At 66.3% G+C, this 15,370-nt stretch carries 10 protein-coding genes; 5 read left to right on the top strand and 5 right to left on the bottom strand.

Features of this window, described 5'->3' with window-relative positions; genetic code table 11:
* Positions 1–25 precede the first annotated feature (25 nt).
* Both egtD and egtB read right to left on the bottom strand, forming a co-directional pair.
* The gene (gene egtD, locus CKO27_RS19015; protein WP_420825847.1) at positions 26–1,069 is read right to left on the bottom strand and encodes an L-histidine N(alpha)-methyltransferase; all 1,044 of its coding nucleotides are present in this window, start codon (positions 1,067–1,069) and stop codon (positions 26–28) included.
* Positions 1,066–2,358, bottom strand: a complete 1,293-nt coding sequence (gene egtB, locus CKO27_RS19010; RefSeq protein ID WP_200376499.1) for an ergothioneine biosynthesis protein EgtB — start codon at positions 2,356–2,358, stop codon at positions 1,066–1,068. Before egtB ends, egtD begins: the two co-directional genes overlap by 4 nt.
* Positions 2,359–2,811: 453 nt before the next feature.
* On the opposite strand from egtB, the gene CKO27_RS19005 reads away from it, so the two are divergent.
* Positions 2,812–3,474 (top strand): LON peptidase substrate-binding domain-containing protein, encoded by a 663-nt coding sequence (locus CKO27_RS19005; RefSeq protein ID WP_200376498.1) that lies wholly within the window; start codon positions 2,812–2,814, stop codon positions 3,472–3,474.
* Between the two features lie 17 nt (positions 3,475–3,491).
* Here the strand turns inward: CKO27_RS19005 and CKO27_RS19000 are convergent, their stop codons facing one another.
* Positions 3,492–6,113 carry a hybrid sensor histidine kinase/response regulator gene (locus CKO27_RS19000; protein WP_200376497.1) on the bottom strand — a complete coding sequence of 874 codons (2,622 nt, stop codon included), beginning with the start codon at positions 6,111–6,113 and terminating at the stop codon, positions 3,492–3,494.
* 118 nt (positions 6,114–6,231) lie between these two features.
* On the opposite strand from CKO27_RS19000, the gene CKO27_RS18995 reads away from it, so the two are divergent.
* Positions 6,232–6,558 carry a HesB/IscA family protein gene (locus tag CKO27_RS18995; RefSeq protein ID WP_200376496.1) on the top strand — a complete coding sequence of 109 codons (327 nt, stop codon included), beginning with the start codon at positions 6,232–6,234 and terminating at the stop codon, positions 6,556–6,558.
* A gap of 33 nt (positions 6,559–6,591) precedes the next feature.
* Positions 6,592–7,008 (top strand): SufE family protein, encoded by a 417-nt coding sequence (locus tag CKO27_RS18990; protein ID WP_200376495.1) that lies wholly within the window; start codon positions 6,592–6,594, stop codon positions 7,006–7,008.
* A 228-nt stretch (positions 7,009–7,236) separates the two neighbouring features.
* Here the strand turns inward: CKO27_RS18990 and CKO27_RS18985 are convergent, their stop codons facing one another.
* Together CKO27_RS18985 and CKO27_RS18980 are read right to left on the bottom strand one after the other, a co-directional pair.
* Positions 7,237–9,420 carry a xanthine dehydrogenase family protein molybdopterin-binding subunit gene (locus CKO27_RS18985; protein WP_338116121.1) on the bottom strand — a complete coding sequence of 728 codons (2,184 nt, stop codon included), beginning with the start codon at positions 9,418–9,420 and terminating at the stop codon, positions 7,237–7,239.
* Positions 9,413–9,877: a (2Fe-2S)-binding protein gene (locus tag CKO27_RS18980; RefSeq protein ID WP_200376494.1), complete on the bottom strand. Its 465-nt coding sequence runs from the start codon at positions 9,875–9,877 to the stop codon at positions 9,413–9,415. Before CKO27_RS18980 ends, CKO27_RS18985 begins: the two co-directional genes overlap by 8 nt.
* A 59-nt stretch (positions 9,878–9,936) precedes the next feature.
* Here CKO27_RS18980 and CKO27_RS18975 point away from each other — a divergent pair, with 59 nt between their 5' ends.
* Positions 9,937–11,307 carry an exonuclease SbcCD subunit D C-terminal domain-containing protein gene (locus tag CKO27_RS18975; protein WP_242471000.1) on the top strand — a complete coding sequence of 457 codons (1,371 nt, stop codon included), beginning with the start codon at positions 9,937–9,939 and terminating at the stop codon, positions 11,305–11,307.
* 10 nt (positions 11,308–11,317) lie between these two features.
* Complete coding sequence (locus CKO27_RS18970) at positions 11,318–14,995, top strand: AAA family ATPase (RefSeq protein WP_200376493.1); 3,678 nt, start codon at positions 11,318–11,320, stop codon at positions 14,993–14,995.
* Positions 14,996–15,370 lie beyond the last annotated feature (375 nt).

The raw sequence follows: 15,370 nt of genomic DNA, 5'->3' as shown, positions 1-15,370 counted from the left end.
CTCCGACAAAAAGACGCCGCCCCGCTCAGTCCCCGTCGACGCGCAGACAGTGCACGCTGAAGAGCCGCGCGCCATCGGTCCAGACCTGCTCGGACGCGAAGCCCGCGTCGCGCGCGAGCGCCTGGAAATCCTCGATCCCGTATTTGTAGGAGTTTTCGGTGTGGATGGTCTCATCGCGTCGGAAGACGAAGCCCTGGTCGCCGATCCGGACCTCCTGGTCGGCGAGACTGACCAGATGCATTTCGATGCGACTCGCCGCCGCGTTGAAAAAGGCGCGGTGCGCGAAGGCGTCCAGATTGAAATCGCCCCCCAGCTCGCGGTTGATCCGGGTCAGCAAATTCAGATTGAAGGCGGCGGTCACGCCCTGGGCGTCGTTGTAGGCGGCATTCAGCACCGCCGGATCCTTGCGCAGATCCACGCCGACCAGCAGTCGCCCCCCCGACCCGAGCACGCGCCCCACCCGTTTCAGGAAACTCCGGGCGTCGTGCGGATCGAAGTTGCCGATGCTGGATCCGGGAAAGAAGGCGGCCAGGCTCTTCCAGTCGGATTCCAGCGGCAGATCGAAGGGACCGGAATAATCGGCGCAGGCGGCGCGAATCCGCAGGGTCGGGAAGCGTCGCGCGAGGGCCTGGGCGGACTCCAGCAGATGCGCCCTGGAGATATCGACGGGGACATAGACCGACGGTCCAAGCGCGGCGAGCAGGGTCTGGATCTTGAGACTGCTGCCGCTGCCCAGCTCGATCAGCACGTTCTCGCGTCCGAGCCGATCGGCCATCTCGGAACCGTGATCGCGCAGGATCGCGATCTCGGTGCGGGTCGGGTAATACTCCGGCAGCTCGGTGATGGCATCGAAGAGCCGGGAGCCGAGCTGGTCATAGAAGAGCTTGGGTGGAAGCCGCTTCTGGGTCTGGCCCAGTCCGTCCAGAACCTCGGCGCGCACATCGGCGGTCGTCGGATGGAAATCGAAGAAAGCGATTCGATCGTCGGTCTCGCCTACCGCCGCTTGCGTTTCGTCGCCACGCCAGGCCTCCGCCTGACTCATTGCCCGGGCCGCTGCCGCTTGTCTCATGAGAGCGTCTCCGCGAGTCGGAATCCTTTGAACTGCCAGCGTTCGTTGGGATAGAAAAAGTTGCGATAGGTGGCCCGGACGTGATCGCGCGAGGTCGCGCAGGAACCGCCGCGCATCACCATCTGATTGCACATGAATTTCCCGTTGTACTCGCCGAGCGCGCCGGCCGCCGCGCGGTAGCCCGGATAGGGAAGATAGGCCGAGCCGGTCCACTCCCAGACGTCACCGAAGAGCTGTTTCGGACCCGCCGCGCGACCCGCCGGACGCGGATGCAGCCAGCCGTCATCGACGAAATGACCCTCGATGGGGCGTCCGGCCGCCACCTGCTCCCATTCCGCCTCGGTCGGCAGCCGTTTTCCGGCCCAGGTGGCGTAGGCGTCCGCCTCGTAATAGCTGACATGACAGACCGACTCGGCGGGGTTGAGGGGGCGCATGCCGGCCAGGGTCATCAGCGACCATTCGCCATCGCGCTCCTCCCAGTACAGCGGGGCGCGCCAGCCGTTCTTCCGGACCTCGGCCCAGCCGTCCGACAGCCAGAGGGCGCTGTTCCCGTAACCGCCATCTTGGATGAAGGCGAGGAATTCGCCATTGGTCACGGGTCGGTCCGCCAGGGCGAAGGGCTCCAGGAAGACCCGGTGCCGGGGAGATTCGTTGTCGAAGTGAAAGCCATCCGCGACCGCGCCGATCTGGGTCAGGCCACCCGCGTGGGATTGCCAGACGATCGGTTCGGGATCGCCGATGGGCGACATCGGCAGATCCGCCCGGTAGGCGGGGCGTAGCGGATTGTGGGCGAAATGCCGCTTGATATCGGTGATCAAAAGCTCTTGATGCTGCTGCTCGTGATTGAGTCCGATCTCCAGTCTCGACGCCAGGGTGGGCCAATCGCGCTCCGGGCATTCCGCGATCAGACATGTCATGGCCGCGTCGACATGGTGCCGGTAGTCGTAGACCTCGGCGACCCTGGGACGCGAGAGTAGACCACGCTCCGGTCGCGGCCAGAAGCCCGTGCCGGTCTGCTCGTAATAGCTGTTGAAGAGATATTCGAAGCGCGGATGGAAGACCTGGTAGCCACTCAGAAGGGGGCGCAGCAGGAAGGTCTCGTAGAACCAGGAGACGTGCGCCAGGTGCCACTTGGGCGGACTGGCCTCGACCACGGTTTGCAACCCGTAATCCTCGATCTCCAGCGGCTCGCACAGTTGTTCCGAGAATTGGCGCACCCGTGGATACCGCTCGGCGAGACGCGCCCTTTCGATGTCCATCGAATCCCTGGATGATGCTGTTTCCCGCATGATTCCCTCGTCGTCGTTCATTGAAAGTCCCGTGGGATTCGCCTCGCGTACCGTCGTGGGTTCCTGGATACACGCGGCTTACCTGGCCAAGTTCGTGGGTTGGAGGGTACGCGGTGCGTACCCTACGGCTCGCCGAGAGAGTGCGGTCGCGATCGTGGATTTCCAGACTCCCGGCTTCGCGCCGAGACTCTGTAGGGGGCAGTGCTCCTGATGTGGATATATATCCCCACAACCAATTGATTATAAAAATCTCTTCGGAAATATATCCAGGGCTGGCGCACCACCCTCGCGTTACCGCGATCATTGTGGTTTTCGATTGAATTGTGCCGCCGTCAATCGGGCCGAGCTGTGGAATCGCCGTCGACACCCCATGTAGTGGCCGAAATGCCTCGTCCCTGGTCGCTGGCCCGACGCGGCAAAACCGGTCCGAGGTGTCGACCCCTGGAGCACATGATGACCCGCAACCCCTTCTTTCCCAAATTCTCCGACCTGCCCGCCGAGCTGCCGATCTTCCCCCTGGCCGGCGCGGTCGTGATGCCTGGCGTGCAACTGCCGCTCAACATCTTCGAGCCCAGATACATCAACATGGTCTTCGACGCGCTGGCGTCGAACCATCTGCTCGGAATGATCCAGCCCACCAGCGAAACCATGCTGAAGGATGTCCCGGAGATTCACCGGGTCGGCTGCGCCGGACGCATCACCTCCTACAGCGAGACCAGCGACGGACGCATCATCCTGGTCCTCACCGGAGTCTGTCGCTTTCAGGTATCCAGGGAGCTTGACGAGCATCAGGGGTATCGGCGCGCCCGGGTCGATTGGGAGCGCTTCACCGGGGACTATCACGGAGGCGGCGAGACCATCGCCGATCGTCTCGGATTCCTCGCCTCGCTAAAGACCTACTGCACCTTACGCGGGGTGGATATCCCCTGGAACGACATCGAAAAGATGACCGACCATGACTTGACCAACCTGCTGTGCGCGCATCTACCGCTGAGTCCGGAGGACAAACAAGCCTTGATCGAGACCCTTCAGACCACCGAGCGCGCGGCCCTGATGCGCGGCCTGCTCGACATGGCCTCGGCCGCCAGCATGCGCGTCGCGGAGCATCGACACTAACCCCCGCCGCGCGGCTTTCACGTGGCCAGCCGGTCGAGCAGCGCCAGAAGTACCCGCTGCTCCAGCGGCTTGACCAGGTGCTCATCGAAACCGGCCGCCAATGAGCGCTCGCGCGCCTGTTCGTGCCCCAGACCGGTCAAGGCCACCAGCATAAGCTGTCTGGAATCGGGGTAGTCCTTCCTCAGGCGCCGCGCAAGTTCGAGCCCGTCGATCCCCGGAATCCCGATATCCAGGAAGGCGATCCTCGGACGGTGGCGCCGCACCGCCTCCAGGGCCTCGGGGCCGGACATCGCCGTCGCGACCCCGTAGCCGAGGATCTCAAGCAGCATCGCCAGGGCGCCCGCGACGTCCGGATTGTCATCCACCACCAGAACCCGCAACGGCTCGCCCTTGGACGGGCGGTCCGGGCCGCGCGGGGCGCCACTTGCCTTGAAGCCAGGCGCGCGAGCCAGAACCGGCAGGCGCAACTTCAGCTCGGCGCCGCGGCCGACACCCTCGCTGACCGCCTCCAGACTTCCACCATGCAGTTCCGCCAGACGCCGGGCGATCGCCAGCCCCAACCCTAGCCCACCGCCTGGCGCGTCGGAGTTGTTGACGCCCTGCGAGTACAACCCGAACAGCGAGTCGATCTGGTCCGCCGACATCCCCTGACCATTGTCGCGCACGCGAATCAGGACCAGGCCCGCGTCCAGCTCGGTATCGAGGCGTATCTCACCGCCTTCCGGCGTGTATTTGGCGGCATTGACCAGGATATTGAGGAGAATCTGCGAGAGCCTGACCGAATCCCCCTCGACCATGACATCCGACGCCGGGAAGGCGCAGGAAAACCGATGGCCACGCGCCCTCATCAGCGCCCGCACGCCATCCACGGCCTGCTGGACCAGATCCCGCACCTGCACTTCGCTCCAGACAAGATCGATGCGGCCCTGCACGATCCGCGAGACATCGAGCAGATCCTCCAGCAAGCGGCCCATGTGGGCCGTCTGTCGATCGAGCACATCGATCGCCCAGGCGATTCGCGGATCCTCGCCAATCCCGATCGCGCGGATGATCTCGACGGCATTGCGGATCGGGGCCATGGGATTGCGCAGTTCATGGCCCAGCACGGCCAGGAACTCATCCTTGCGGCGATCGGCCTCGCGCAAGGCTTGCTCCGCCGCCTTTTCCTTGCGGATATCCCGGGTCACGGTGGCGTAGTGGAGTGGACGCCCGCTGTCGGGATCGTCGATTCGGAGCGCATCGTAGAAGACGTCGATCGGTTCGCCGGTCGGGAAGTGGCGGAAGCGGAACTCGCCCGCCCAGCGACCGGTCGCCTCCAAGGTCGGCATGATGGTCTCGCGCACGAAGGGCCGATCCTCGGGGAGAAAGAAATCCTCGATTCGTGAGGACTCGACGCCCGGCTCACCCTCGATCCCGACCAGTGCCCGCCCCGCCTGATTGAGATAGCTCCCGCGCCCATCCAGGCCCGCGATACCGATGAAATCCGAGGAACATTCGACGATGGCCGCGAGATCCCGCGCCCGCGCCTCGGCCTCGCGCCGGTCGGTGATGTCGATGATGGCGGCCAGGGCGCGCACCGGATAGCCCAGTTCGTCGCGGATGAAGGTGGCATTCACCAGCGCCCAAACCACCTGGCCATCCTTGCGGACATAGCGTTTTTCAGTGAAATAATCCGTGTCCAACCGCTGCACCGCGCGCCGGAAACGCTCCAGATCGTGCTTGCGATCGTCCGGGTGGGTCAACTCCTGAAAGGATTTCTGGAGCAACTCGTCGGCGTCGTACCCAAGAATTCGACAGAGTCGTTCATTGACCCGCAGCAAGCGCCGCGTCCGCGGCTCGACGACCGCCATGCCGACCGTCGCCAGCTCGAAGATGAGGCGAAACTGGTTTTCGCTCTCGCGCAGCGCCTGCTCGACCCGCATGGTTTCGGTGATATCGCGGTTGATCGCGCGATGTCCGGCGAAACCGCCATCCGGCCAATACATCGGCCGGCAGAGGTGCTCGATCCAACGGATTTCGCCGTTCGACCGGACGATCCGAAACCGCGACTGGGTGGAGCCGCATCCGTCATCCCAGTGGGGATGACTGGCGAAGAGCGCGCGATCCTCCGGGACGACCAGGGACTCCAAGAGTCCAGGGTCGGCCAGGAACGCCTCCACTCCATGGCCGGTCACCCGTTCGCAGGAAGGCGAGATCCAGCGCAGCCGGTCATCCGCGTCGATCCAGTACTCCCAGTCGAAGGTATAATCGGCGAGCAACCGGTAGCCTTCCGCCCGCTCCACCGGACCGGCGGCATCCAGAACAGAGGCGATCACAGAGGTCGTTTCCCCGTCGGACGCCTTCACGGGAAACAGGGTGAGATCAAGAACCCGAGTCCCGTTCGCGTCCGGCACGGGCAACAGCCGGCGTATTTCGTTTCCGGAGTCGAGGACCGCGCGAGCGAGTCGCTCTAGCTCGGCGCCAAGGGCTAGCTCGACCTGGGAGACCTCGTGGGCCGCCGCGCGCCGCAACCAGGTCGCACGCAACCGCCCGTCCAGAATACACAGGCTGATCGGTGGTTGGATCTGGGTCTGAATCGGATCGCGCGGGCTGGCGATCCGGACACTCGTATCGGATGGCAAGAGGGACTGGACGAACATGAGAAATAACGAAGTGCGCGGACGATACTCGCGCGCCAGAAGCGGTTCAACCTTGAAAAGGGCTCCTCTCAGGTCTAATTCCTGACGGGTGTCAGTATTTTTCAACGAGGTTCATACCATGGCAGTTACCTTGACCGAGTCGGCCGCGCGCCACGTCGCCAACATGCTAACGAAGCGTGGACATGGCGTCGGTTTGCGCGTCGGCGCCAAAAAGAGCGGATGCAGCGGCTTCAGCTACGTCGTGGATTACGCGGACCATCTCGCGGGCAACGACCGGGTGTTCGAGAGCCACGGCGTCCAGGTGGTGGTCGATGACGAGAGCATCGACCGCCTCGATGGACTGGAGATCGATTTCGTGCGGACGAACCTGCTCAACCAGGGCTTCGAGTTCCGCAACCCAAGGGCCAAGGATCATTGCGGCTGCGGCGAGTCCTTCAGTGTCTAGATCCAGAATGCAACCCGGCGGCGAGCCCTTTTGATGCGCAACGACGAAATCGACGAGATCATCGAGAACTTCGAACTGCTGGGCGATTGGGACCAGCGCTACCAATACCTGGTGGAGATCGGGGAACGCCTGTCGCCCATGCCTGGCGAGTACAAGACCAACGCCAACCGCGTCATCGAATGCATGAGCCTGGTGCATGTCGTCCCGCATCCGGACGGGGCGGGACGTCTCCTCTATCAGGGCGACTGCGATACCGCCATCATCAAGGGCGTGGTCGCCCTGCTGGTGGGGCTCTTCTCGGGCAAGACCCCGGCGGAGATCGACGAACTCGACGTGGACGCCCTCTTCCAGGGTCTCCAACTGGAGGAGCACCTGAGTCCCAACCGCCACGTCGGCGTCTATGCCATCGTCAATAAGATGAAGGGCCAGGCGCGCGGCCTCGCCGCCTGAGAGGTCGCGGAACCATTCAACCCAGACCCGTAGGATGGGCAGAGCGGGAGCGATGCCCATCTTTCAAGCCACTGTACCTTTAGGATTGCGCCGGATGACATCGGCAGGTTCGACGGATCTCGCGGCGCTCGGCACGTCCTTATATCTTGAGCCTTGGAGCGGACAGGATGGGTTTCGCTGCGCTCTACCCATCCTACGAGGGTTTTCACAAGCTCCGAGACGACCCGATCAGGCCAGTCGAATCGGCAGGCTTCGGATCGGCGTTCCCTGGAGCGCCGAGAGGGCATTGGCGACCGCCGGGGCGATCGCCGGGGTCGCGAGTCCGCTGACACCGCCGGGCGCTTCGTCGCTCTCCATGAAGGTCACCTCGACCTCGGGCATCTCGTCGAAGCGCGGCAGCGGGTAGTCCCCGAATCCGGACTGTTCGACACGTCCGTCCCTGAGCGTGATCTCGCCCTTGAGCGTCGCGCTCAGACCGAACACCACCCCGCCCTCGATCTGCGCCCTCACGGCATCCGGATTGACCAACTGACCGCTATCGACGACGCAGACGACACGCCGAACCGATGGCCGACCGGCCTCGACCGACACCTCGGCCACCACCGCCAGCAGGCTGCCGAACGCCTCGATCAGCGCGAGGCCCCGTCCCACCCCGGCGGTCAGCGGCCCGTGCCAGGCCGAGCGCTCGGCGATCCGTTCGAGCAGACGCCGATGCCGGGGGCTCTCGGCCAGCAGCCGCTGGCGCATGACCAAGGGATCCTGGCCGGCGGCCCGGGCCAGCTCGTCGAGAAAACACTCAGTCACGAAACAGTTGTGCGAATAACCCTCGCCACGCCAGAGACCGACCGAAACCGGCGAATCGGAGCGCCGATACTCCAGCCGCCGATGAGGAATGCGATACGGAAGCTCGGCGGCGCCGCCAAGCATGAGTGGATCGAGACCATCCCGGACGCGGGCGGGATCGCGCCTGGAGAGTACCGATGGACCCACGATGCGATGGAACCAGGCGCTCGGATGACCCTCGGCATCGAGCCCGCCACGCAGCCGATGCAGGGTCATGGGTCGATAATAGTCATGCTGCAGATCGTCCTCGCGCGTCCAGATCACCTGCACCGGACGCTTGAGCATCATGGACAGCTCGACCGCGTCCAGAACGAAATCCTGCTCGCGCCGTCGTCCATAACCCCCGCCAAGGAAGGTGGTATGCACCGCGATCCGCTCCGAGGGCAGGCCCGTGACGCGCCGGGCCGTCTCCAGTGCCGCCGACTGCGCCTGGGTCGGGACATGGATGTCGCAGCCGTCCGGGCGTACATCCGCCGTGCAGTTCATGGGCTCCATGCAGGCATGCGCCTGGAACGGCAGCGCGTAGACCGCCTCGATCGCTTGCGCCGAGGACGCTAGGGCGAGACTCACGTCCCCCTCCTTCAGCGCCACCGCCGCGCGCCCCGTCAACCCGGCGCGCAGACGCGCGCGCAGGCGTTCGCTGTCGAGGCCCGGATCGGACTTAGGCCGGCATTCGACCACCAGACGCTCCCGGCCGACCAGCGCCGCCCAGGTCGAGTCCGCGACCACGGCGATTCCGTGACGAACGGCCAGCACATCCACGACCCCAGGCACCGCCTTCGCGGCGCCGGCGCGCCAGCTCTCGACCCGGCTCCCGATGACGGGACAGCGCTCGATCGTGGCGAACAGCATGCCCGGCAGGCGCGTATCGAGTCCGAATCCAGCCGTTCCGCGTACCTTGCCGGGTGTGTCGAGACGCCGCTGGCTGGTTCCGATCAGGGTCCAGTCGCCCTTGGTCTTCAAGGCGACCGTCGGCGGAACCGGAAGCTCGGAGGCCCTGGACGCCAGCTCGCCATAGGAAAGGCTCCGCGTCCCATCGACATGATGAACGGAGGCGCGTCGCGCCCGGCATTCGCTCTCCGGGACACCCCAGATCGCCGCCGCCGCCGAGATCATGAGGACGCGCGCCACGGCGCCGGCTTCACGCAGCTTGTCCCAAGCCTCGCGAGTCGAGGTGCCGCCCCCGGTGGCCTGCTCGCCGAGCAGAGGGTTGCCATAGACCGGAGCGACCCCCGCCGGTTCGATCTGGATCTGATCGAGCCCCACCTCCAGTTCCTCGGCCAGCAGCATCGGCAGGGAGGTCATGACCCCCTGCCCCATTTCCGAGCGCGCGAGCGTCAACTGGATACGGCCATCGCCGTGAATACGGATCCAGGCATTGGGCGCTACCCTGGCGTTGACGTCCCCAACCGGCGGCGCCGGTCCCTCCGAGTCGGCATCCGGCGCCTCCGCGACCGGCTCGGCATGCGAGGGCAGCACCAGGCTCAACACCAGGCCGCCGCCCATCAAGGCGCCGACCTTGAGCCAGGCGCGTCTGCTCAGTCCCGATCCGCTCATGCGCTCAGCCACCCTTGACCTCGGGACTGGCGGCCCGATGAATCGCGCGGCGAATCCGGCCATAGGTTCCGCAACGACAGAGCACCTGGGACATGGCCGCGTCGATCTGCTCCTCGGTCGGACGCGGATGCTTGGCCAGCAGGCCCGCCGCCATCATGATCTGACCCGATTGGCAATAACCGCACTGAGGAACCTCCTCGATGATCCAGGCCAACTGGAGTGGATGACGGCCATCGCGGGACAGCCCCTCGATCGTCGTGACCGATCGCTCCCGAACGGCCGCGAGCGGCGTGGAGCAGGCATTGACCGGCTCGTTATCCAAGAGGACGATGCAGGCGCCGCATTCGCCCTGACCGCATCCGTATTTGGTGCCGGTCAGCCCGAGATGGTCGCGCAGCACCCAGAGGAGCGGTTGGTTCGGATCAAGATCGAGCTCGCGCGGCTCGCCATTCAGCGTGAAGGTAATCATCGTGTCCCAAGTCAGGATCAAGCGGACGGGAGGCCCGCTAGCATTGCAGATTTCGGACAATGGCGAAAGGAACGGCGCGCGCCGTTCGCCCCTTCGTCGATGAAGACGCGCGGGATGGCGATCCGTCCATCGCGCTCCCCATCCATCCACACCAGAGGTCGCTCATGGACAGGTTCACGACTTGCGACCGGAGGCCCGGCTTAAGACTCCTCCACACCTCCGACTGGCACCTCGGGCGCTCGCTCCATGGCCGTAAGCGCTACGATGAATTCGCCGCTTTTCTGGACTGGCTGGCGGAGACCATCGAGCGCGAGCGGGTCGCCGTGGTGCTGGTCGCGGGCGATGTCTTCGACAGCAGCGCGCCGAGCAACCGGGCGCAGCAGCTCTATTATCGCTTCATCCGCCGGGTAGCGGACTCGGCCTGCCGCCATCTGGTGGTGATCGCCGGCAACCATGACTCCCCGACCTTTCTCAACGCGCCCAGGGAGCTTCTGCGGGCACTCGACGTCCATGTGGTCGGCGCGGCGACCGAGGATCCGGCCGACGAGGTGCTGGTGCTGCGCGACCACGAGGGAACCCCGGAACTCATCGTCTGCGCCGTGCCCTATCTGCGCGATCGCGACATCCGGCTCTCCGAGGCCGGCGAGGGCATCGAGGACAAGGAACGCAAGCTGATCGAGGGCATCGGCGCCCACTACGCGGCGATCGTGGCGCTGGCCGAGCAAAGACGCGCGGAGCTGGAGCGGCACACGCCCATCGTCGGCATGGGCCATCTCTTCACCGCCGGCGGCCAGACCCAGGACGGCGACGGGGTGCGCGAGCTCTATGTCGGCTCGCTGGCCCATGTCTCGCCGGCCCTCTTTCCGGACGCGCTGGACTATCTGGCGCTCGGCCATCTGCACGTACCCCAGCGGATCGGAGGCTCGGAGACCCGGCGCTACAGCGGCTCGCCCCTGCCGATGGGATTCGGCGAGGCCCATCAGGTCAAGAGCGTCTGCCTGGTGGATCTGAGCGACGCCGGGATAGAGGTCACACTGATCGATACGCCGGTCTTTCAGCCTCTGGAGCGTCTGCGCGGCTCCTGGGAGGTCATCGCGGCACGGCTACGCGAACTGGCCGATGCCGGGAGTCAGGCGTGGCTGGAGGTGGTTCACGACGACGAGGCGCTCATCGGCGACCTGCGCGAGCGGCTGGAGGAAGCCGTCGCCGGGACCGCGATGGAGATCCTGCGGGTGCGCGACAACCGCGTCCTCGATCGGGCGCTCGCTCAGATCCAGGCCGACGAGCAACTGGCCGATCTCAAGGTCGAGGAGGTCTTCGCCCGCTGTCTGGCCGCGCACCAGATACCGGAGGAACAGCATCCCGAACTGCGGCATGCCTACCGGGAGATCCTGCTCGGACTCGAGGAGGCGGATTCCAAGGCGGAATAGGAGACCAGCGATGCGCATCCTGCGCGTGCGTTTCAAGAATCTGAACTCGCTGGCCGGCGAGTGGGACATCGACCTCAGCCATCCGGCCTTCGTCGCCGACGGTCTCTTCGCCATCACCGGACCGACCGGCGCGGGCAAGACCACCATCCTCGACGCCATCTGTCTGGCGCTCTACGCCAGCACCCCGAGACTGAACAAGGTCAGCAAGGGCACCAACGAGATCCTGTCGCGGCGCACCGGCGAGTGCTTCGCCGAGGTGACCTTCGAGACCCAGTCCGGACGCTATCGCTGTCACTGGAGCCAGCACCGCTCGCGCCGCAAGCCGGACGGCGAGTTGCAGAACCCCAAGCACGAGATCGTCGAGGCCGACTCCGGGCGGATCATCGACGCCAGCGTGCGCGGCGTGGCCGAACGGATCGAGTCGGTGACCGGGATGGACTTCGAGCGCTTCACCCGCTCCATGCTGCTCGCCCAGGGCGCCTTCGACACCTTCCTGCGCGCCGCGCCCGACGCGCGCGCGCCCATCCTGGAGCAGATCACCGGCACCGAGATCTACAGCCGCATCTCCATCGGTGTTCACGAACGCCGGCGAGTGGAACGCGAGACCCTGGATAGACTGAGCGCCGAGTTGGCCGGGATGCCGCTCTTGAGCGAGGAGGAAGAACGGCAATCGCGCGCCCAGCTCGCCGAGCATCAGAGCACCGACGCGGCGCTGGGCGGCCAGCTCGATCAGACCCGCCAGGCCATCGCCTGGCTCGACGGCCTCGCCGGATTGGAACGGGACTTGACCGCCATCGCGGCCCGCTGGCTCGACCTGGGCGCCCGTCAGGACGCCTTCGCCCCGGAGCAGGCCCGGCTGGAGCGGGCCAACCGGGCACTGGAACTGGCGGGCGAGTTCGCGGGACTGGCCGCGCGCCGCGCCGAGCTGACGAAGGAACGCCAGGCGCTGGCCGATTCCATGACCGCCCAGCCCGAGCGCGAGCAGGCGCTGAACGAGACCGAGGCGGCCTGGCGCGCCGCCGCCGAGGCCCTGAAGCAACGAACGGACGAGCAGGAGCGGATGCGACCGATCGTCCAGCGGGTGCGCGAACTGGACGCGCGGCTCGCGGAAAAGGCCGGACCCATCCAGACACTGGCCGACACGCTCGCCGAGCGCGATAAGTCGCTCGCCGCCCTGCGTGCCAAACAGACCGAGGAACTGGGACAGCTCGACACCGACCGAGCGGCGCTGGCCGCCCTGGGGGCGCGACTGGAGGCCCGCCGTTCGGACGCCGCCCTGGTCGAACGGCTCGCCGGCATCCAGGGCCGTTTCGAGACGCTCAAGGAAATCCAGGCCCAGCGCGCCAGCCAGACCGAGGAACAGCGGACGGCGGAGGCGCGGATCGCCGCGACCAGCCACGCCTGGACCGAGCGTATCGCCAAGGGCGATCGGCTCAAGGGCGAGCGCGACAGCCTCCAGGTTCAGCTCGATCAGCGGCGGAGCGATCTCGACGCGCTCCTGCGGCAGCGCGAGATTCCGGAGTGGCGTGAGATCCAGACGACCAGCCAGGTCCGCAAGACAGGGCTCGAACAGCTCGGCGAATCGGCGGACGCGCTCCTGAACGCACGGCGGACGCGGGACGAGCTGAGCGCGCGACAAGCGGCGCTCGCGCTCGACGGGACGCGGCTCGCCGACCAGATCCAGACTGAAACCGAGCGGGCGAACAGGCTCGATCGCGAGCAGGGCCTGCTCGAAACCCAACTCAGACTGGTGCGGCGGATTCAGAGCTTCGAGGAAGCACGGGCGCAACTGGCCGACGGCGAGCCCTGCCCGCTCTGCGGCGCGATCGAGCATCCCTTCGCCGAGGGCAACAGCCCGCTCCCGGACGACAGCCGCGACGAGTTGGACCGAGTCCGGGCCGAGTCGAACCGCGTCCGCGAGACGATCAACGACCTGCGGATCCGCCAGGTGGAAGCGACCAAGGATCTGGAGCGGATCCTCGCCGGCCAAGCGGAATGCGTCGAACGCATCGCCGCCCAGACGGACCGGATCGCCGAGGCCCGCGTCGCGCTCGCCCTCCCCGACAGCGATCCGGAGACCCTGCTCGCCGGACTGCCGCAGTGGCGGCGTCAGGCACAAGCCGATCTCGACCAGGCCAGCGACGTGCTGACTCGTGCCGACCGGCTGACGGAGGAGATCGCCAAGACCCGCGAGGCGCTGGAGGCCGCGCGGATCTCGGTCGCCGCCGCCGAGTTGGAACTCCAGACCGCCGTGCACGAGAAGGAGGCCGCCGAGCAGGGGCTCGCGCGACTCGCGACCGCCATCGAGGAGTTGGATACCCGCTGTCAGACCGCCCTGGAGGCGGCCCGGCTGGAGGTCGCGCCCCATGGCATCGCCGCGCTCGCGCCCGAGACCCTGGACTCGATCCTGCTGGACCTAACCGCCCGGCGCGACCAATGGCGAAGCTGGCAAACCGAGCAGGACGAGCGCGCGCCACGCGCCGCGCTCCTGGAGAACCAGACCCGCGAACGGGCCGAACGCATCGAGCAACTCGACCGGGAGCGGATCGAGCAAGGCGAGCAACTCGCCGGACTTCGCCGCGAGCGCGAGACGCTGGCCCAGGAACGCCAGACCCTGCTCGCCGACCGGCCGCCCGACGCCGTGGAAACCCTCCTCTCCGCCGCGATCGAGACCGCGCGACAGGGACGCGACGACGCGAGCCAGAAACGCCTGGAGGCGAGCCAGGATCTCGAACGGCTGAAGACCCGCCTCGCGGAGCTGACCCGCTCGATCGAAACCCGCGCCAGCGAAGGTCGGATCGCCGAGACCGCCTTCGCCGAGCGACGCCTCGCCGCCGGATTCGCCGACGAGCCCGACTATCTCGGCGCCTGTCTCACCGAGGAGGCGCGGGACAGACTCAGACAGGAAGCCAAACGGCTGGACGACGAACGGGCCGAGTTGACCGCGCGCGAGCGTGATCTGCACGGCCAGCTCGCGAGCGAACGTCAGCGCGGCCTCACGGACCAGCCGCGCGACGCGCTGAACCAGACCGTCGCGGAACAAGAGACCGAGCAGAAAACGCTCCGCGAGACCATCGGCGGACTGCGCCAGCGACTGGACGACAACGAGGCCATCAAGCTCCGGCAACTGGAAGGGCTCGCCGCCATCGCGGCCCAACGCCGCGAATGCGAGCGCTGGGACAAACTGCACGGCCTGATCGGCTCATCCGACGGCAAGAAATACCGCAACTTCGCCCAGGGGCTGACCTTCGACATCATGATCGGGCACGCCAACCGCCAGCTCCAGCGCATGAGCGACCGCTATCTCCTCATCCGCGACGAGACCCAACCGCTCGACCTCAACGTCATCGACAAGGACCAGGCCGGCGAGATCCGCTCCGCCAAGAACCTCTCCGGCGGCGAAAGCTTCATCGTCAGCCTCGCCCTCGCCCTGGGTCTCTCCCGGATGGCCAGTCAGAAGGTCCGCGTCGACTCACTCTTCCTCGACGAAGGCTTCGGCACACTCGACGAAGACGCCCTCGAAACCGCGCTCGAAACCCTCGCCGGACTGCGACGGGACGGCAAGCTCATCGGCGTCATCTCGCACGTCCCCGCGCTCAAGGAACGAATCGGCACACAGATCCAGGTGACACCCATGCGCGGAGGACGGAGCCGGATTCAGGGACCGGGGTGTTTGGGCAAGGCGTAGACAGGCGTCGATCATCGATCGGGATTCCGTCCGGGAGCGCCCGCCCTGGGGAGTGCCGACTTTCAGTCGGCCCTGGCGAGGCCGACATCCTGTCGGCCGTATCCAGGCCGACCACCGGCGCGGAATGCTTTCAAAAGCGGATGGCGACGATGGTTGGTCGGCGTACTTGGCCCGGCACGTCAGGCCGACCGAGGAAAGAGCCAGCCGACACCAATCAGCTCGGTCTACCGATATAGGCCCGAAACCGTGGTCTGTCCCTGAGGTATCCCCACAAAATTGGCCTGCTGCGGTCACTCGGCGAGCAGTGCATCATGGTCACTCGCGACCCATTGGCTGGGCGGCCCGATGGCCTCGACCAGCTCGGCGATGGTCGTT

Source organism: Thiocystis violacea (assembly GCF_016583575.1).
GTDB lineage: Bacteria > Pseudomonadota > Gammaproteobacteria > Chromatiales > Chromatiaceae > Thiocystis > Thiocystis violacea.
This window is presented reverse-complemented; position numbering and strand designations above follow the sequence as displayed.